Here is a 17,572-nt window from a genome sequence, read left to right on the forward strand (position 1 = left end):
GGGCGGGCGCCCCTCTTACCGACATTCCCTTTTTCCGTACCGCAGTCACCCAAAAGGCCAGATCCGGACAAGCATCACATGCACAATGGGGATAAACGGGGATCGCCCTGACAAATTCACAATTCGCTGTTCTACGCAGAAGTCTTGCGCGGCCTTTGGTGATTTGGCCTGCGATCACGCATCGTGACGGGCAGTCGGAGGATTTGACTCGCCCGTTGGAAATATGCACTTCTGGCCGTAACAAAGATACGAACGTGGAATAACGGGGAAAGACACAGGGTCGGCATGGTATCGGACAAGAATATGCTCCGCTCCCTGGGCAACGAGCCGCCAATTCTGGCGGACGGCCGCCGTGTGCCCGATCGGCGCGAGATTTCCCTGCGCTGGCTTTCCGGCACCTTTCTGACAGGCATTACATCCAGCATCCTGATGGGCGTTGCGCTGTTTGCCGCTCTTGACGGCCGCCAGCAACTGGCGATCCCGGCGGAAGCCTTTGCGACCACCGATATCGACAGCGCGGCGGGCACGGCTGAAAACAACGTCAAGCGCGGCAGCCGGCTGTTTGCCACGGCGATCGCCGCCAAGCCCGTCGACCGCCAGATCATGGATGTCTCCACCGTTGTCCACGAGGGTGAAAAAGAAGTCGTGCGCCGGCGTCCTTTCGCGCATGTGAAAATGGCACTGGCTGCCAGCCACATCACCAGCGAGGATTATCCGGCCTTCGACCCGCTGACGATCTTTTCCACCGACGACAAGATACCCGTCGTCGCAGCCCGCGCCGGCGTCATCTACGGATCGGACGTGGAATCCGAAGTCAGCCTGAAGACCATTGCCTTCCCGACCCGCAGCTCACCTTTCACCTACGCGCCTTCGATGTCGCTGGAAGAGGTGGAGGAAAATGTCCGGTCGAACGGTTCGGTCCTGACGGACGGCAATTCGCAGCTTGCGGCCCTCTATTATGTCGACCCCCGGCGTTTTGCCGCCGACGAGAACGATGTCGACCTGACCGAGGGCCTGGCATCCGCCCGTATTCTCGAAGAGAACATGTCGGTTGCAGCACCGCAGTCGATCACGCCGGAAACGCCGGAATTTGCCGACGACATCATTCCGGTCAGCCGCGAGACCAAGATCGCCCAGGCGATGGCCGATTCCGGTTATTCCAAAGCCGAAGCGGAAGATGTGCAGTCCTACGCCGAGCCGCTGCTTGAGGAACCGAAACTTCTGGAAGGCGATGTCCTGCGCATCGGCATCATCCAGAAAGGCGAAAAGGCCAAGATTGTTCGCGCCAGCGTCTATCGCCGCGGCCACCATGTCCTGACCGTTGCCCTCAACGACAAGGGCAGCTTCGTGCGCGGCACCGAACCGCCGATGCTGGATGCGATTGCCACCGCCTTCGATGGCCGGCCGGCGCAGACTGTCGCCAACCGCGACCTGCCGCGTGTTTATGACGGCATCTATCGCGCCGCGCTATCTTACGGCATGAACCAGGACATGACGGCGCTTGTCATCAAGCTGCTCGCCAGCAATGTCGACTTCCAGGCACAGCTGAAGCCGACGGATTCGCTCGAGGCGTTCTTCTCGGTCGCCGATGAAAGCGGACAGGCGACTGCCGATTCCGAACTTCTCTATGTCAACGCCCAATTCGGCGACACGCAGACACGCTTCTACCGTTTCCAGAACCCCGAAGACATGTCGATCGATTACTTCGACGAAAACGGCAAGAGCATCCGCCAATTCCTACTGCGCAACCCGGTGCCGAACGGCGTGTTCAAATCGGGTTTCGGCATGCGCCGGCATCCGATCCTCGGTTATTCGCGCATGCATACCGGCACGGACTGGGCGGCACCGCGCGGCACGCCGATCATCGCCGCCGGCAACGGCGTGGTGGAAAAGGCCGGCTGGGATTCCGGCGGCTACGGCAACCAGACCCTGATCCGGCATGCCAACGGTTATGTTTCTTCCTATAATCACCAGAGCGCCATCGCCAAAAGCGTCCGGGAAGGCGCCAAGGTAACCCAGGGCCAGGTGATCGGCTGGGTGGGTACGACAGGGCTTTCGACCGGCCCGCATCTTCACTACGAACTGATCGTCAACGGCACCAAGGTCGATCCGTTGCGCGTGCGATTGCCCGGCGGCAAATCGCTGGACGGGGAAACGCTGGCGAAATTCGAAGTCGAGCGCAAACGCATCGATACGCTGCTCGGAACCGAAGACAAGGCCAAGCAGGTCGCCAGCCGTTGATCGGACAAACCAGTTGCAAGGCACAACACAAAAATGGCGGCCCGAGAGCCGCCATTCGTTTTTCGTCGCCGGAATTTGTGCCTCAGGCGGCCTTGCTCACGGCCGGCCGGACTGAAAACAGCAGACGGTCGGAGCCAGAGGTGATGTGAACCCGCACACCATCCGGGATTTCCCCGCCAAGAATCTTCTCGGCCAGCGGATCCTGGACGTATTTCTGGATCACCCGCTTCAGCGGACGGGCGCCGTAGACCGGATCGTAGCCCTTGTCGGCGAGCCAGACACGCGCATCCTCATCCAGATCGAGCGTGATCTTGCGCTCGACCAGCAGTTCGGCGAGACGCTTGAGCTGGATTTCGACGATCGCACCCATTTCCTTGCGGCGCAGCCGATGGAACAGGATGATCTCATCGACGCGGTTGAGGAATTCCGGACGGAAGGCGGCCTTCACCACGTTCATCACCGGCTCGCGCACAGCCTCGCTATCCTCGTCCTCGCCGAGATTGGTAAGGTATTCGGCACCGAGGTTCGATGTCATGATGATCATCGTGTTCTTGAAGTCGACCGTGCGACCCTGCCCATCGGTCAGGCGGCCGTCGTCGAGCACCTGCAGCAGCACGTTGAAGACATCCGGATGCGCCTTCTCGATCTCGTCGAACAGCACGACCTGGTAGGGCCGGCGGCGAACGGCTTCCGTCAAGGCACCACCTTCATCATAGCCGACATAACCCGGAGGCGCGCCGATCAGGCGGGATACGGAGTGTTTCTCCATGTATTCCGACATGTCCATACGCACCAGCGCCGTCTCGTCGTCGAAGAGGAAGCGGGCAAGCGCCTTGGTCAGCTCGGTCTTGCCGACGCCGGTCGGGCCGAGGAAGATGAACGAGCCGATCGGCCGGTTCGGATCCTGCAGTCCGGCGCGCGCGCGGCGCACCGCGCGCGACACGGCCTGGACCGCATCGCCCTGACCGACGACGGACTTTGCCAGTTCGTCTTCCATGCGCAACAGCTTTTCGCGTTCGCCCTCGAGCATCTTGTCGACGGGAATGCCGGTCCAGCGCGAGACGATATGGGCGATGTTGTCGGGGGTGACAACCTCCTGCACCATGCCGCCGGTACTGCTATCCTGCTCCTCGGCAGCGGCAAGCTGCTTTTCGAGACCGGGAATGATGCCGTAGGCAAGCTCACCGGCGCGCTGGAACTCACCCTTGCGCTGGGCAATGGCAAGATCGTTGCGCGCTTCGTCGAGACGGCCCTTCAATTCGGCCGCCAGACCGAGCTTCTGCTTTTCCGACTGCCAGCGAGCGGTCAGGGCATCGGCCTGCTCTTCCAGCGAGGCAAGGTCGGTTTCCAATCGGCCGAGACGGTCGACGGATGCCTGGTCGGACTCCTTCTTCAGTGCTTCGCGCTCGATCTTGAGCTGGATGATACGGCGATCGAGTTCGTCGAGTTCTTCCGGCTTGGAATCGACCTGCATGCGCAGGCGGGCCGCCGCTTCGTCCATCAGGTCGATGGCCTTGTCAGGCAGGAAACGGTCGGTGATGTAGCGGTTCGACAAGGTCGCAGCGGCAACCAGGGACGAATCGGCGATCCGCACTTTGTGATGCTGCTCGTATTTTTCCTTGAGGCCGCGGAGAATCGAGATCGTATCCTCGACGGTCGGCTCGTCGACGACCACCGGCTGGAAACGACGAGCGAGTGCCGGATCCTTTTCCACATGCTTGCGATATTCGTCGAGTGTAGTGGCGCCGACGCAATGGAGTTCACCGCGGGCAAGCGCCGGCTTCAGCAGGTTCGAAGCGTCCATGGCGCCATCGGCCTTGCCGGCACCGACCAGCGTGTGCATCTCGTCGATGAACAGGATGATTTCGCCGTTTTCCGCCTGCACTTCGTTGAGAACGGCCTTCAGGCGCTCTTCGAATTCACCGCGGAATTTCGCGCCGGCAATCAAGGCACCCATATCGAGCGCCATCAGCTTCTTGTCCTTCAGCGATTCCGGAACGTCACCGTTGACGATGCGCAGCGCCAGGCCTTCGGCGATCGCCGTCTTGCCAACGCCGGGTTCGCCGATCAGCACCGGGTTGTTCTTGGTGCGGCGGGAAAGAACCTGGATGGTACGACGGATTTCGTCGTCACGGCCGATAACCGGATCGAGCCGGCCTTCGCGGGCTTCGGCCGTGAGGTCGCGGGCATACTTCTTCAGCGCGTCAAAACCCTGTTCGGCATTGGCGCTGTCGGCGGTGCGGCCCTTGCGGATGTCGTTGATCACCTGGTTGAGCGAAGCAGCCGTGACGCCGGCCTTCTTCAGGCTGGCCGACGTCGAAGCGGATGATTCGATTGCCAGCGCCAGAAGCAGCCGCTCGACGGTGACAAAACTGTCGCCGGCCTTTTTGGCCGCATCTTCCGCCGTGGTGAATACCTTGGCGAGCGGCGGCGACAGATAGACGGAACCGTTGCCACCGGAAACTTTCGGCAGCTTGGAAAGGGCGGCATCGTTGGCAAGCCGGGCTTCCTTGGCATTGCCGCCGGCACGTTCGATCAGCGAGGACGCCATGCCCTGGTCGTCATCGAGCAAAACCTTCAGCACATGTTCGGGCGTGAACTGCTGATGGCCTTCGGCAAGCGCATGGGTCTGGGCGGACTGCAGGAAACCGCGCACCCGCTCGGAGTATTTTTCAATGTTCATTCTCTACCTCCATAAGATCGCTCCGCCCGAAAAGGCACGAAGCGACGTGACAGGATAGGTCCCCGTTATGGCGAACCTTCTTGGCGAACCGGTTTGGCCGGCTTGCCTTCAGGGGAGATATGGTCGCGCAAATCGGCAATTTAAAGAGGCCGTTGCAGCAAAAAACCCCGGACGGGCCGGGGTTTTGATTTTGGTCAATTGTAGGCGATGCAGGCTGCCGCACGGTGCGGCACGCCGTCATTCGGAAGCGGCTGCTTCGAGGGCCGGCGCTTCGGAAGCAGCCTCGCCTTCGGCGCCCTCTTCCGCGCCACGGCGCGGCTGACGGCGGGGGCGGGTGGCTGCACCGGTGCGGCGACGCGGGGTCTTTTCACGCGGTGCGGCGGCCTCGGCGGCGGTTTCCGCTTCGATGGCGACTTCCACGGGCGTGCCTTCGATCACCGGCTGCGGACCTGAGCCGCTGATGACCGGCTGCTCTGCAACAGAGGCGACCGGGGCCGGCTGCGCTGCGGGCGGCTGGCGCTCCTGCTGGCGGCGGGGCTGGCGATGCTGCTGCGGCGCGGGCGACTGCTGAACCACGACCGGCTGGCTGGCGGCTTCCTGCTGCACCGGCGCGGGAGCAGCGGCGACCTCGTCCATATCGCCGGCATTGACATCCATGTCGTCGCCATCGCGATCATTGTAATCGCTGCGGTCGTCGCGCTGGAAACGTTCCTGCATCTGCGACTGCGCGGCAGCGATGATCCGGTTGTAGTGTTCGGCGTGCTGCAGATAGTTTTCCGCCATGACGCGGTCGCCGGCGCTCTGCGCGTCACGCGCCAGGGCCGAATATTTTTCGGCGATATGCTGAGCAGTACCGCGGATCTTCACGTCAGGGCCGGAGCTGTCATACGTCCTGGTCAGCGGGTTGGAACCCTTGCGGTTGAAATTGTTGTTGTTACCGCCGCCACCATTGTTGTTGTTATTGCCACGCCCTCGACCGCGCTTGTTCTGCTGTCCTGGCCTCATCGATCGCTCACCTGAATTTCGCTTGTGTGATGGTAAAATGGCATCAGTGCCGGATCCCGCATGGATCAAAGCCATATATGCCGATGGCAGACGACGACCTAGCATCGTTCTGCGCTGGTGAAGTCAAATTAACTGATTCACGCATCAGAAAATCGTCAACCCTCGAACTCTTTTCAAGGAGATAACTTGAGGCCGATCCGCCTGGAACGAATCCACGTTCTTCCCGGCCACCCGATGCGTGAGGGCAAACTAGCCCGCTTCCCGAGGAAATCCAAGCCCTTTCTCTTTGCTCCGCCAAATTTAGCTGTGCTCCTGCAGCATTTTATTTCGTATTGTTGCAAGCAAACACAAGGACACGATCATTATGTCCGTAATCCTGTGCCGATTCGGCAAGCAGGAAACCCTTTTGCGTAAAAAGAGCCGTCACGGCCTGTTTCTGGTCGAAACCGATTTCGACCCCCACAAAACCATCCGGGACGAGGAAGGATCCGGCATCCGCGGCGATGGCACGATAGGCATCCAGCCCATCCTCACCGCCATCCAATGCAGCCAAGGGATCGAAATCCCTGACCTCAGGATCAAGCTCGGTTATGACGCTACTGGCGATATAGGGCGGATTTGAGACGATAACGTCGAATTTTCCGTCGATTTCGGCAAACCAGTCGCTTCTGACTGTCCGGTAGCGCTCTGCCACTCCGTTGAGATGGGCGTTTGCCGCTGCCGTTGCAAGGGCGTCTTCCGAGATATCACTGCCGAGACACACGGCCTGCGGACATTCCTTCAGCAAAGCGAGCCCGATCGCTCCCGTTCCCACGCCAAGGTCGAGGACACGCGCCGCACCCTTTTCCGCGACAATCCGCCGCAGTCGAACAAGCAATTTTTCGACGAGAATCTCGGTGTCGGGGCGCGGTTCCAGCGTTTCGCGGGACAGCCGGAGATCGAGCCCGAAAAACTCCCGATGCCCGAGGATCCGGTGCACCGGTTCCCGCTTCAACCGCCGTTCGATCGCAGCTTCGACAACCTGCCGCTCGGCCTCGCTCAGCAGCCGGTCGCCGCCGATAAAAACCTCGGTGCTCGACAGACCAAGCAGACCACCGAGAAGAAGCCGCGCCTCGATCGCCGCATCCGGCAGGCCCGCCGCGGCAAACCGTGTTTTCGCCGTCGCGACCCATTCTCCCAGTGTCGCGCCTTGCACCGTCACAATTGCTGCTCGCCCAGTTGCGCCAGTTGTCCGGCCTGATAATCGGCCAGCAGCGCATCCACCACCTCCTCGATCTCGCCCATCATCATGCGGTCGAGCTTGTAGAGGGTCAGGTTGATGCGGTGGTCGGTCACGCGGCCCTGCGGGAAATTGTAGGTGCGGATACGCTCCGAGCGATCACCGGAACCGACCTGGCTCTTGCGCTCGGCCGAACGCTCGCTGTCGCTGCGCTGCCGTTCCGCATCGTAGAGCCGGGCGCGCAAGACCTGCATCGCCTTGGCGCGGTTCTGGTGCTGGCTCTTTTCGGAACTCGTGACCACGAGGCCGGTCGGCAAGTGCGTGATTCGCACCGCCGAATCGGTGGTGTTGACGTGCTGGCCACCGGCGCCGGAGGAGCGCATCGTATCGATGCGGATGTCTTCCGGCCGAATTTCGATATCGATCTCTTCGGCCTCAGGTAGGACGGCAACGGTCGCCGCAGAGGTGTGAATCCGCCCGCTTGCTTCCGTTTCCGGAACCCGCTGGACCCGGTGCACGCCCGATTCGAATTTCAGCCGCGAGAAAACGCCCCTGCCGCTGATCGTCGCGATGATTTCCTTGAAACCGCCAGCATCGCCTTCGCTGGCAGACAGCACTTCCACCTTCCAGCTGTGGGTGGCGGCAAAACGCTCGTACATGCGAAAGAGATCGCCGGCAAACAAGGCCGCTTCTGATCCGCCGGTCCCTGCCCGGATTTCCAGGATGGCGCTCTTTTCGTCGGCGGCATCCTTCGGCAGAAGCAGGATCTGCATATCCTTGCCCAGCGCTTCCAGCCGCTCCTTGACGTCGGGCAGCTCCATTTCGGCGAGATCGCGCATCTCCCGGTCCACCGATTTGTCGGCAAGCATCGCCTCGAGGTCCGCAGCTTCCGCCTGCGCCTTCTGGTATTCGCGAATCTTGCCGACCACCGGCTGCAGCTCGGAATATTCCGAAGCGAGCTTCACATAGACGTCGGCAGGAGGTCCCGCTGACATACGCGCCTCGATCTCGCCGAACCGGCGCTCCAGTTCGCGCATCTTTTCAACAGGAAGCTGAGCCAATCTTCACTCCGGATTTTGTTCTTGTCGTCTTTTACAACGGAATATTGTGCGTTTCGGCGAACTGCGCCAGGATTTCCCGGATCGGAGCCCCCGGCTTGCGCTCGTCGAGCGCGGCATTCAGCACGTCGGCAAGCGCCCCCACATCGAGCCCCAGCAGCATTGCCTTCACCGGCCCGATGGCCGTTGGCGACATCGACACGGAACGGAAGCCGATCCCCAGAAGCGCCATCGCCGATAACGGTTTGCCGGCCATCTCGCCGCACAGGGTCACCGGCGTCTCGTTGCGTTCCGCCGCCCGTACGATGTCGCGCAGGATACGCAGGAAGGGTCGACCGAGCACGTCGAAACGATCGGATACGCGCGCATTGCCGCGATCCACCGCCATCGAGAACTGGAAGAGGTCGTTGGAACCGACGGAGACGAAATCGACCTCGTCCATCAATTCGTCGAGTTGCCAGAGCAGCGCCGGCACTTCCAGCATGGCGCCGAACTGCAGTTTACGCGGCAGCTGGTAACCGAATTTCGACAGATGCTGCACTTCCTTCTGGAACAGTTCGCGCACCGCCCGGATCTCCGAGACCTCGGTGACCATCGGGATCATCATTTTCAGCTCGGCACCGCTCGACGCCCGCAGCAGGGCACGAAGCTGGGTGCGTAGCAGGCCCGGCCGGTCGAGTGCGAGCCGGATCGCCCGCCAGCCCAGCGCCGGGTTTTCTTCTTCATGTGCCCGAAAATAGGAGAGCACCTTGTCGCCGCCGATATCCAGCGTGCGGAAGGTCACCGGCCGGCCGGCGGCCTGTTTCAGGACGTTGCGATAGAAATCTTCCTGCTCCTCCGCCTTCGGCATATTGGAGGCAATCATGAACTGCAGTTCGGTGCGGAACAGGCCGATACCGGTTGCGCCTGATTCGAACAGCTGCGGCAGATCGACCAGCAGGCCGGCATTCATCTGAAGATTGATGAGCTTGCCGTCGCGGGTCATCGGCTCGACATCGCGCAAGGCGCGGAACTGTTCCTGCCGGCGGGCGCGCAGCCGCACCTTCTCTTCGTACGCCTTTTGCAGATCGGCGGGCGGGCGCAGATGGGCCGTCCCCTCGTCGCCATCGATGATCAGTGCATCGCCGTTTTCGGCCAGCGCCACGATGCCGGCGGCTTGGCCGACGACCGGAATGCCCATGGCGCGGGCAACGATAACGACATGGCTGGTGACCGCGCCTTCTTCCAGCACGAGGCCGCGCAGGTTCTGCCGCGGATAATCGAGCAGTTCGGCAGCGCCCATGGCGCGCGCAAGAATGATGGCATCCTGCGGAAAACCATTGCCCATCGTTCCCGGGCCAAAACCGGTCAGCTGCCGCAGTAGCCGGTTGGCGAGGTCTTCGAGATCGTGCATCCGTTCCCGCAGATAGGGATCGGTCAGCCGCATCATCCGCGCCTTGGTGTCGCTCTGCACCTTCTCGACCGCCGCTTCCGCCGTCAGGCCGTTGCGGATCGCCTCTTCCAGCTTGCGCACCCAGCCGCGGTCATGCGCGAACATGCGGTAGGTTTCCAGAACCTCGCGGTGCTCGCCTTCCATCGACACTTCACGACGCGACAGCATGTCGTCGATCGAAATGCGCAGCGAGCCGAGCGCATCGGCAAGCCGGTTGATTTCTTTCTCGGTATCGTCGTTCAGCAGGTTGGTGACAACGATGCGCGGCTCGTGCAGCACGACGTAGCCGAGCCCGATGCCTTCGCTGTAGCTGTCGCCCTCGATCGTCACCGGCCGGGTGAGGTCGAGCTCCAGCCCCGGGCGGGTGATCTTCTTCAATTCGCCGGTTGCAATCATTTCCGCCAGCAGCATGGCGGTGGTTTCCATCGCCTCTGCTTCTTCCTCCCGGTAGTTCCGTTGCGCCTTGTTCTGGACGACGAGAACGCCAAGAGTGCGGCCGGCGCGCAAAATCGGCACGCCGAGGAAGGAATGATAAATTTCTTCGCCGGTTTCAGGCAGGTAGCGGAAGGCGGGGTGCGCCTGGGCGTCGGAAAGATTGAGCGGCTGGGCGCTGGCGGCGATGGTGCCGACGAGGCCCTGCCCCATCTTCAGCTGCGCCAGGTGGACGGCATCCTTGTTGAGGCCTTCGGTGGCGTAGAGTTCGAGAACGCCGTCGGCGCGCAACACATAGACGGAGCACACTTCCGCAACCATGTTCTGCGCAATATGGCGAACAATCTGGTCCAGACGCTCCTGAGGCCCAAGCGGTTCCGCCATCAGCTCGCGCAACCGCTTGAGGAGGACGCGTGGACCTGCGGACAGGTCTCTCATCGCGTGCATGCTCCCGAAAACAATGCTTCCAACCCGCCCATGGCAACCGGGTGCAAAAACACCCCGGATGTCAAAACAGGCTTACGATCAACTCTTATCGAGACCGTAGCAGGAATGCAAAGTCCGAACAGCAAGTTCGGCATAGGCGCCGTCGATAAGGATGGAAATCTTGATTTCCGACGTCGTGATCGCCTTGATGTTGATGCCTTTTTCAGCAAGTGCGCGGAAAGCGGTCGCCGCAACGCCGGCGTGCGAACGCATGCCGATGCCGATGACCGAAACCTTCACCAGGCCTGATTCGCTCTGGATGACGTCGTAACCGATCTTCTCCTTGTTTTCGGAGAGAACCTTGCTTGCCTTTTCCAGGTCGCCCGAAGGCACCGTGAACGTCATGTCCGTGCGCGAACCGTCTTCGGAAATGTTCTGCACGATCATGTCGACGTTGATATGGCTTTCGGCCAGCGGGCCGAAGATCGCGGCGGAAACGCCCGGCCGGTCGGCAAGGCGCCGCAGCGAAATCTGGGCCTCATCCTTGGCATAGGCGATGCCGGTGACAACTTCCTGTTCCACGATCTCTTCCTCGTCACAAATCAGCGTACCGGGCGGATTGTCGAAATCACCCATGCCCGGCGCATCGGGGTCTACGAAACTGGAGCGCACGAAGGTGCGGACCTTGAACACCATGGCAAGCTCGACGGAGCGGACCTGCAGCACCTTGGCGCCGAGCGACGCCATTTCGAGCATTTCCTCGAAGGCGATCTTCTTCATGCGGCGCGCCTTCGGCTCGATGCGCGGATCGGTGGTGTAGACGCCGTCGACGTCGGTATAGATGTCGCAACGATCCGCCTTGACGGCGGCGGCAATCGCCACGGCCGAGGTGTCGGAGCCGCCGCGGCCGAGCGTGGCGATGCGGTTGTCCGGGCCTAGCCCCTGGAAGCCGGCAATAACGGCAACCTGGCCTTCACCCATGCGGCGAATGATGTCTTCGCCCTCGATTTCAAGGATGCGCGCGGCGCCATGGGCGTTGTCGGTGCGGATCGGAATCTGCCAGCCCTGCCAGGAGCGGGCGTTGATGCCGATCGACTGCAGCGCGATCGCCAGCAGGCCCGACGTCACCTGCTCGCCGGAAGCGACGATGGCGTCGTATTCGCGCGCATCGTAGAAGGGGGCGTTGCCGCCCGACACCTTCGGCATGTTCTGGACCCAGGCAACCAGTTCGTTGGTCTTGCCTGACATGGCGGAAACCACCACGGCCACCTCGTGGCCAGCATCGACTTCACGTTTCACATGGCGGGCAACGTTGTGAATACGGTCAAGATCCGCGACGGACGTGCCGCCGAATTTCATCACGATGCGTGCCATTCGATCATTCCAGATGCGTGACGGCGCTCGCTGGCGCCCGGCCGAAGAAACCGCCCGGTCCCCCTGAGCGGCATAATGCGGCGTCTCTTAGCGAAAAGCCGGCAGGCGTGCAATGGGCAAGCCGGGCAAAGCGGTACTCCCGGAAACCAAACGGGGGCGATCCGTGTTATGATGGACAAAACGGAGGACGCAAGATGCCTGTCAGTCAGTTCAGGACGAAGGATCGCCCGGCCCAGAGTTTCGATTACGCCGATTTTTTCAAACGGTATGCAAAGGTTTTCGAGCAGTCGCTGGCCGATCGGGCGCACATCCCGACGCTGCGTTCGTTCTTCGCCGAGCACTTCCTCGGCCTCTCCTTCCACGGCACGGTGGAGGCCGGCACCAACGACGACAATTTCGGGCGGATGCTTGATGAGGGATATGCCTTCTACAAGGCGATCGGCACGACGGCGATGCGTGTCGAAAGGGTGACCGTCCAGCCCCTGCACCATGACCACGACCGGATCGAGGTCTTTTACACCGCAGAGTACCGGCGTCCCGGCGGAGAGCAATTGTCCATCCCCTTTTCGGTCGTCTACCTGACGCAGCGCCGCACGGACGGCGCCAAGATTTTTGCATTCATCGCCGGCGACGAGATGGAACTCTATCGCCAGCACGGGCTGGTCGATGAGGATGGCAAACCGAAATAGGAAAGGGCGAGGATCGTTATCCCCGCCCTTCACGCTCGTTCGCAATTTCCGAAGCGAGGCTGGTTAGAGCGTTTCCGCCTTTCTCGGAAACGCGAAAACGCTCTATCCTTTTGTTTCTACGCAATTGCGGACGCAAAACCGCTCCGCACTTTTGCTGGAATTACTCTAAAGCGTGTCGCGATCTTTCAGATTCGCTCTCACGCTTTAGCTCCTTATTTTCGCATGCCGTTTTCGCAAAACCGCTGCACACTTTTGCGCGACACGCTTTAGTTGCAGCCGTCCTGTCCGGGCACGCAATTTCCTTCGATCCTCACCCGCGGCCGGGCTTCACGGCCGCCCATCGCTTCACCGACATTGCCGTCGTCAGCATTTCGAACGCGGTCGGGGTTGCGGAAATTGTTGTTATTGTTGGTCCGGTCACCATTGTCGATGCGCACGTCGCCATTGTCGTCGTTGCGATTTCTGTCGCGATCGCGGTTCCTGTCCCGATCCCTGTTGCGATCGCGATCATTGCGCTCGTTGCCGAACTCGTCGTTGTTGCGCCGGTCCCAGCGGTTGTTGTCACGCCAGCCGCCGTCGTTGTTATCCCAGTCGTTGTCGCGACGACGGTCCCGCCGGGTTTCATTCTCCCAGGGCCGTGTGATCGACGGCCGCTCGTCACGCCAACGGTCGCGCTCGCGATAAAAATCGCGACGGCGGTAGTTGCGGTCCCAATAGGTATCGATGTCGAAGGTGATCGTCGGAATACCGAGCGGACGATAATATTCCGGTTCGACATAGACGCGGTTCTGGCGATAGACGGCCTGGACATAACGGCCGGCGACCCAGCCGCGGACGCGACCATACGAGACATCGCACCACGGCGCTTCCTCAAGGCAGCCGTAGATCGTCACCGGCGCACCGGCCGGGATGACGATGACGGCCGGATACCGCGTGCTCGGGCCGGAACGCATATTGACGTTGGAGGTGGCAAAACCGTCCGCCGCCGCCGCGAGCGCCGGCAAGGCCAGAAGGGCGCAGGCAGCAAGAACGCTTTTTACAAGATATTTCACCGATATTTCTCCCGCTCGACAGCCACGCAACCCGGGAGATTCCGGGGCCTGGGCGTCGCCACTGTTGCCGTTAGCAAATAATGCAGGGTTTGGCTTTTTTAAGATCGCCAACCATTTTCGCATTATCTGGCCGAGCCGGAAAAACGCACAGCGACAACAGCAGACCTTGACTTACGGGAGGGATCGTCCGACTTCACTTCCATCACGCTTCAAGGAGCCGAAGATGACGGACGCTGCACGCACCACGATCGACCAGACGGAAGTCGACCGCTTTTCCGCCATGGCGGCGGAATGGTGGAGCCCCACCGGCAAATTTAAGCCGCTTCACAAGTTCAACCCCGTTCGCCTGGCCTATATCCGTGACCGGGTGGCCGAGAATTTCGGCCGCGACCCGAGAAGCGCAAAGCCGCTCGAAGGCTTGCGGGTGCTGGATATCGGCTGCGGCGGCGGCCTGCTGTCGGAGCCGATCGCCCGCATGGGCGCCTCCGTCGTCGGTGCCGACCCCTCGGAAAAGAACATCGGCATCGCGTCCGCGCATGCAGCGCAGACCGGCGTGGCCGTCGATTACCGCGCCGTCACCGCCGAAGATCTTGCCAATGCCGGAGAGACGTTCGATATCGTGCTGAACATGGAAGTGGTCGAGCATGTCGCCGATGTCGACCTGTTCATGTCGACCTGCGCGCAGATGGTCCGTCCCGGCGGCCTGATGTTCGTCGCCACCATCAACCGCACCATGAAGGCGGCGGCACTCGCCATCTTCGCCGCCGAAAACATCTTGCGCTGGTTGCCCCGCGGCACGCACCAGTATGAGAAGCTGGTTCGGCCGGAAGAGCTGGAAAAGCCGCTTGCCGCATCCGGCATGGAGATCATCCATCGCACCGGCGTGTTCTTCAATCCGCTGCAGAACCAGTGGAACCTGTCGCCCGACATGGATGTGAACTACATGCTGCTGGCAAAGCGCGGCTGATCGCCGACACGCCGCCTCACACCGGCATGGTTTTGACGCTCGCCAGCAGGTCCGCTTGCCCGGCGCCGTTTTTCTCGACGAGAGTGCGGACCACGGCCCGGTCGACAAGATAGGCAGCACCGGCCGGATCATAGGCCTGCTTGAAATGAAACGCCGCGGGCTTCGGCCCGTGATCGTGCAGGTGCTCCAGACGCGCCACCCCATCCGCCCAGTCCGGCAGACGACCGTCTTCCACCCACCAGAGCACCAATGGCGGCCATTGCTGCTTGACGTTCCAGTGGCGGGCGTGTTTCAGCGCGTCGGCGTGAACGCCGCTATAAGAGAACGCCATCAGCGCTTCGATGTCGCGCCACAAGGAAAGGGAGGACGGGCCGGTTTCAAAACCGCTGCCCTCGATAAAACGGGGAAAAACCTGCTGGCCCCAGGACGCCGGACCCGGCTCACCGTCATAACCCGACCGGCCGACAAAACCATCAGCACGCTCCGCCGCGGTAAAATTTACCGCCTCGCGCAGGCGAAAGCCCTCGACTTCGCGGGAGTCGTAAGGGGCAACATGCAGGCCGAAATTGTAGATGGCCAACCGCATCCGGGTCAGTTGACGTCTTCCGGCAAGACCGGCAGCGGCGCGATCTCGATGCCTTCCTCGATCAGCGCCAGAGCCTCCTCCGGGGCCGCCTGACCGATGATGCCGCGCGCATCCGCCTCGCCATAATGGATCTTGCGCGCCTCTTCGGGAAAACGCGTTCCGACATCCTCGGTGTTCGCCTTGATGGTCGCGACCGCCTCACGCATTTTGGTCATCGCCTCCTGATGCATGGCGTCCATCACCAGCGTCCGCGTCGCTTCCTTCTGCCGCGCCGTGCTGACCGACGGCGCCATCAAGAGTTTCGAGATGGACGTCGACTGGCAGACGGGACAGGTCAGGAAGCCGCTTTGCTTCTGCCGGTCGAAGTCTTCGCTCTTCGAAAACCAGCCTTCGAACTCATGGGCGGAATCACAGGTGAGGGAATAGCGGATCAAGCGGCGACGCCCCCCGCCACCGCCTCCACCTTGTCGAGGGAGAACTCGCGGTCATTCTTGAGGTTCGGGATCTTCTGATGCGCCGCCTGCACGGCCGCGACATCGATGTCGGCGAGGATCACCGCCTCGCCGGTGCCGCCTGCGGATGCGAGGATACGGCCCCAGGGATCGATGATCATCGAATGACCGAAGGTTTCGCGACCATCCTCGTGAACGCCGGCTTGCGCGGCAGCGATGATGAAGACGCCGTTTTCGATGGCACGGGCGCGCAGCAGGATTTCCCAATGCGCCTCGCCGGTCTGGCGCGTGAAAGCGGCCGGAACCGAGATCACCTGCGCGCCATTGACCGCCTGGGTGCGGAAGAGGCTCGGGAACCGGACATCGTAGCAGATGGTGAAGCCGAGCTCTGCAAAGGGCAGCGATGCGACGCGCGTCTGCGACCCCGGACGATAGACGGCGCTCTCGCGCCAGCTCTCGCCATTGTCGAGATCGACGTCGAACATGTGGATCTTGTCGTAGGTGCAGATGACGGCGCCATCCGGCCCGAACAGGAAACCGCGATTGGCGATCTTGCCGTCATCGAGGGCAATCGCCGTCGAACCGATATGCAGATGAACCTTCAACTCGCCGGCCAATTCGGATGCCTGGCGGACGATCAGGTCGTTCGCCTCGTCCTTCAGCACGGCGCGCAGTCCGGCACGATCCTTCTGGATGGCGCCGGTCATTTCGGGCGTCTGGATGTAGACGGCGCCATGCCCGGCGGCCTCGCGCACCAGCCGCGCCATGTCGGCGGCGTTCTTTTCCGGATCGACGCCGGAGCACATCTGTATCGCGGCAGCCTTGAAGGTCATCGTCTTATCCCTGTTGCGCCAGCATCGGATCGAGCTTTCCGGCCCGGTCGAGCGCGTGGATATCGTCGCAGCCGCCGACATGCTCCCCATTGATGAAGATCTGCGGGAAGGTCGACCGGCCAGCCTTGTCGATCATCTCCTGGCGCAGGTCCGGAGCGTAGGTGGCATCGTGTTCGACAAAATCCACACCCTTGGACTGAAGCAGGCTTTTCGCCCGGGCGCAATAGCCGCAAAACTGGCGGGTATAAATGATCACTGAAGCCATGCTTGTCTCCGTCTCGCCGTCTTTCGGAACCGGCTTTTACTCCCTTGTCATATAGGACCGGACAAGGCCCTTGCAAAGGTCAAAACCGTGACATCGGCGGCACCGGCCTTCTTCAAGACCTTAGTCGCGGCAGAGACGGTCGCACCCGTCGTATAGACGTCATCAATCAGAACGATGCGCCGTCCGAAGATATCGGATTGCTTGCCCTCGGCGATGCGGAAGGCACTGCGAACGTTTTCCTCGCGAGCCTTCTGCCCCAGCCCGACCTGCTGGCTGGTGCGCTTCACCCGCAAAAGCGTCGCCGGCAGAAGGGGGCGGTCGGCAAGCCGGGCGAGATGACGGGAAAGCTCGGCCGCTTGGTTGAACTTGCGCGACATCATGCGGAAGCGGTGCAGCGGCACCGGCACGATTGCATCGGCCTTTTCGACGAAGCCGTCGCCGGCCCGAAACATCCACCCGGCCATCATCCGGGCGAGATCGGTGCGGTCGCGATATTTCAGGCCGTGCACGAGGTCGCGGGCGATACCTTCATGCAGCGCGACGGAGCGCAGCCGATCGAAGACCGGCGGATTGGCGATCGCCTCGGCACTGAGGATGCCGCTGCCGAGATCGTGCGAGAAAGGCAGGCCCAGCACATCGCAATAGGGCCGCTCGATAAAACGTATCCGCGACCAGCAACCGCCACACAGGCCGCGGTGGTCGCCCGCCACCGCGCCGCAGGCCGAGCAGCTGGGCGGATAGAACACATCGGCGACGGCGCCGAGCGCCCGCAGGAAAATTGCCCCTCCGATCACATCTCTCCCTTTCGGCAATCGGCAGGTTGACAATAGAGCCTTCATGGCGCCTTTGCGACAACAA

15 protein-coding genes are annotated in these 17,572 nt (G+C 61.7%); 3 read left to right on the plus strand and 12 right to left on the minus strand.

All coding sequences use genetic code 11. The features are described 5' to 3' along the window. Positions 1 to 285: 285 nt before the first annotated feature. Entirely contained in the window at positions 286 to 2,241 is a 1,956-nt protein-coding gene (locus ACSQ3I_RS07645; RefSeq protein ID WP_435997595.1) for a M23 family metallopeptidase, read from the plus strand. An 82-nt stretch (positions 2,242 to 2,323) separates the two neighbouring features. On the opposite strand, the gene clpB is transcribed toward ACSQ3I_RS07645, so the two are convergent. The 6 genes from clpB to ACSQ3I_RS07675 form a co-directional block, all read right to left on the minus strand. After that, on the minus strand, positions 2,324 to 4,924 hold the full coding sequence (gene clpB, locus ACSQ3I_RS07650; protein WP_435997597.1) for an ATP-dependent chaperone ClpB: 2,601 nt from the start codon (positions 4,922 to 4,924) through the stop codon (positions 2,324 to 2,326). Positions 4,925 to 5,161: 237 nt separating this feature from the next. Then, positions 5,162 to 5,929 carry a DUF4167 domain-containing protein gene (locus tag ACSQ3I_RS07655; RefSeq protein ID WP_435997598.1) on the minus strand — a complete coding sequence of 256 codons (768 nt, stop codon included), beginning with the start codon at positions 5,927 to 5,929 and terminating at the stop codon, positions 5,162 to 5,164. A gap of 322 nt (positions 5,930 to 6,251) precedes the next feature. After that, positions 6,252 to 7,130: a peptide chain release factor N(5)-glutamine methyltransferase gene (gene prmC / locus ACSQ3I_RS07660; RefSeq protein WP_435997600.1), complete on the minus strand. Its 879-nt coding sequence runs from the start codon at positions 7,128 to 7,130 to the stop codon at positions 6,252 to 6,254. Next, a complete protein-coding gene (prfA, locus tag ACSQ3I_RS07665; protein ID WP_435997602.1) occupies positions 7,127 to 8,209 on the minus strand; it encodes a peptide chain release factor 1 in 1,083 nt (360 codons plus the stop codon). Before prfA ends, prmC begins: the two co-directional genes overlap by 4 nt. Positions 8,210 to 8,240: 31 nt before the next feature. Continuing rightward, the gene (ptsP, locus tag ACSQ3I_RS07670; RefSeq protein WP_435997604.1) at positions 8,241 to 10,508 is read right to left on the minus strand and encodes a phosphoenolpyruvate--protein phosphotransferase; all 2,268 of its coding nucleotides are present in this window, start codon (positions 10,506 to 10,508) and stop codon (positions 8,241 to 8,243) included. A gap of 87 nt (positions 10,509 to 10,595) precedes the next feature. Continuing rightward, positions 10,596 to 11,870 (minus strand): aspartate kinase, encoded by a 1,275-nt coding sequence (locus ACSQ3I_RS07675; RefSeq protein ID WP_435997606.1) that lies wholly within the window; start codon positions 11,868 to 11,870, stop codon positions 10,596 to 10,598. A 194-nt stretch (positions 11,871 to 12,064) separates the two neighbouring features. On the opposite strand from ACSQ3I_RS07675, the gene ACSQ3I_RS07680 reads away from it, so the two are divergent. Further along, complete coding sequence (locus tag ACSQ3I_RS07680; protein ID WP_435997608.1) at positions 12,065 to 12,559, plus strand: hypothetical protein; 495 nt, start codon at positions 12,065 to 12,067, stop codon at positions 12,557 to 12,559. Positions 12,560 to 12,825: 266 nt separating this feature from the next. Here the strand turns inward: ACSQ3I_RS07680 and ACSQ3I_RS07685 are convergent, their stop codons facing one another. Then, the gene (locus ACSQ3I_RS07685; protein ID WP_435997610.1) at positions 12,826 to 13,611 is read right to left on the minus strand and encodes an SH3 domain-containing protein; all 786 of its coding nucleotides are present in this window, start codon (positions 13,609 to 13,611) and stop codon (positions 12,826 to 12,828) included. A gap of 223 nt (positions 13,612 to 13,834) precedes the next feature. Between ACSQ3I_RS07685 and ubiG the strand changes: the two genes are divergently transcribed. Further along, entirely contained in the window at positions 13,835 to 14,578 is a 744-nt protein-coding gene (gene ubiG / locus ACSQ3I_RS07690) for a bifunctional 2-polyprenyl-6-hydroxyphenol methylase/3-demethylubiquinol 3-O-methyltransferase UbiG (RefSeq protein ID WP_435997612.1), read from the plus strand. Positions 14,579 to 14,594: 16 nt separating this feature from the next. Here the strand turns inward: ubiG and ACSQ3I_RS07695 are convergent, their stop codons facing one another. The 5 genes from ACSQ3I_RS07695 to ACSQ3I_RS07715 are packed head-to-tail and all read right to left on the minus strand — an operon-like array spanning position 14,595 to position 17,553. Beyond that, complete coding sequence (locus ACSQ3I_RS07695; RefSeq protein WP_435997614.1) at positions 14,595 to 15,164, minus strand: DUF3291 domain-containing protein; 570 nt, start codon at positions 15,162 to 15,164, stop codon at positions 14,595 to 14,597. 5 nt (positions 15,165 to 15,169) lie between these two features. Then, positions 15,170 to 15,598: a DUF1178 family protein gene (locus ACSQ3I_RS07700; RefSeq protein ID WP_435997615.1), complete on the minus strand. Its 429-nt coding sequence runs from the start codon at positions 15,596 to 15,598 to the stop codon at positions 15,170 to 15,172. Next, on the minus strand, positions 15,595 to 16,449 hold the full coding sequence (locus ACSQ3I_RS07705) for a carbon-nitrogen hydrolase family protein (RefSeq protein ID WP_435997617.1): 855 nt from the start codon (positions 16,447 to 16,449) through the stop codon (positions 15,595 to 15,597). Before ACSQ3I_RS07705 ends, ACSQ3I_RS07700 begins: the two co-directional genes overlap by 4 nt. A 4-nt stretch (positions 16,450 to 16,453) precedes the next feature. Continuing rightward, positions 16,454 to 16,714, minus strand: a complete 261-nt coding sequence (gene grxC / locus ACSQ3I_RS07710; protein ID WP_435997619.1) for a glutaredoxin 3 — start codon at positions 16,712 to 16,714, stop codon at positions 16,454 to 16,456. A gap of 47 nt (positions 16,715 to 16,761) precedes the next feature. After that, entirely contained in the window at positions 16,762 to 17,553 is a 792-nt protein-coding gene (locus ACSQ3I_RS07715; RefSeq protein WP_435997621.1) for a ComF family protein, read from the minus strand. Between the last annotated feature and the right edge of the window lie 19 nt (positions 17,554 to 17,572).

It is taken from the genome of Rhizobium sp. LjRoot30 (assembly GCF_964253915.1).
Lineage (GTDB): Bacteria > Pseudomonadota > Alphaproteobacteria > Rhizobiales > Rhizobiaceae > Metarhizobium.

Bases quoted from the DNA above. Each gene is read 5' to 3' on its own strand.
- ACSQ3I_RS07655 (WP_435997598.1), bottom strand. From the start codon at position 5,929: ATGAGGCCAGGACAGCAGAACAAGCGCGGTCGAGGGCGTGGCAATAAC.
- grxC (WP_435997619.1), bottom strand. From the start codon at position 16,714: ATGGCTTCAGTGATCATTTATACCCGCCAGTTTTGCGGCTATTGCGCC.
- ACSQ3I_RS07705 (WP_435997617.1), bottom strand. From the start codon at position 16,449: ATGACCTTCAAGGCTGCCGCGATACAGATGTGCTCCGGCGTCGATCCG.
- ACSQ3I_RS07695 (WP_435997614.1), bottom strand. From the start codon at position 15,164: ATGCGGTTGGCCATCTACAATTTCGGCCTGCATGTTGCCCCTTACGAC.
- ACSQ3I_RS07715 (WP_435997621.1), bottom strand. From the start codon at position 17,553: ATGAAGGCTCTATTGTCAACCTGCCGATTGCCGAAAGGGAGAGATGTG.
- ptsP (WP_435997604.1), bottom strand. From the start codon at position 10,508: ATGAGAGACCTGTCCGCAGGTCCACGCGTCCTCCTCAAGCGGTTGCGC.
- ACSQ3I_RS07675 (WP_435997606.1), bottom strand. From the start codon at position 11,870: ATGGCACGCATCGTGATGAAATTCGGCGGCACGTCCGTCGCGGATCTT.
- clpB (WP_435997597.1), bottom strand. From the start codon at position 4,924: ATGAACATTGAAAAATACTCCGAGCGGGTGCGCGGTTTCCTGCAGTCC.
- ubiG (WP_435997612.1), top strand. From the start codon at position 13,835: ATGACGGACGCTGCACGCACCACGATCGACCAGACGGAAGTCGACCGC.
- ACSQ3I_RS07645 (WP_435997595.1), top strand. From the start codon at position 286: ATGGTATCGGACAAGAATATGCTCCGCTCCCTGGGCAACGAGCCGCCA.
- ACSQ3I_RS07680 (WP_435997608.1), top strand. From the start codon at position 12,065: ATGCCTGTCAGTCAGTTCAGGACGAAGGATCGCCCGGCCCAGAGTTTC.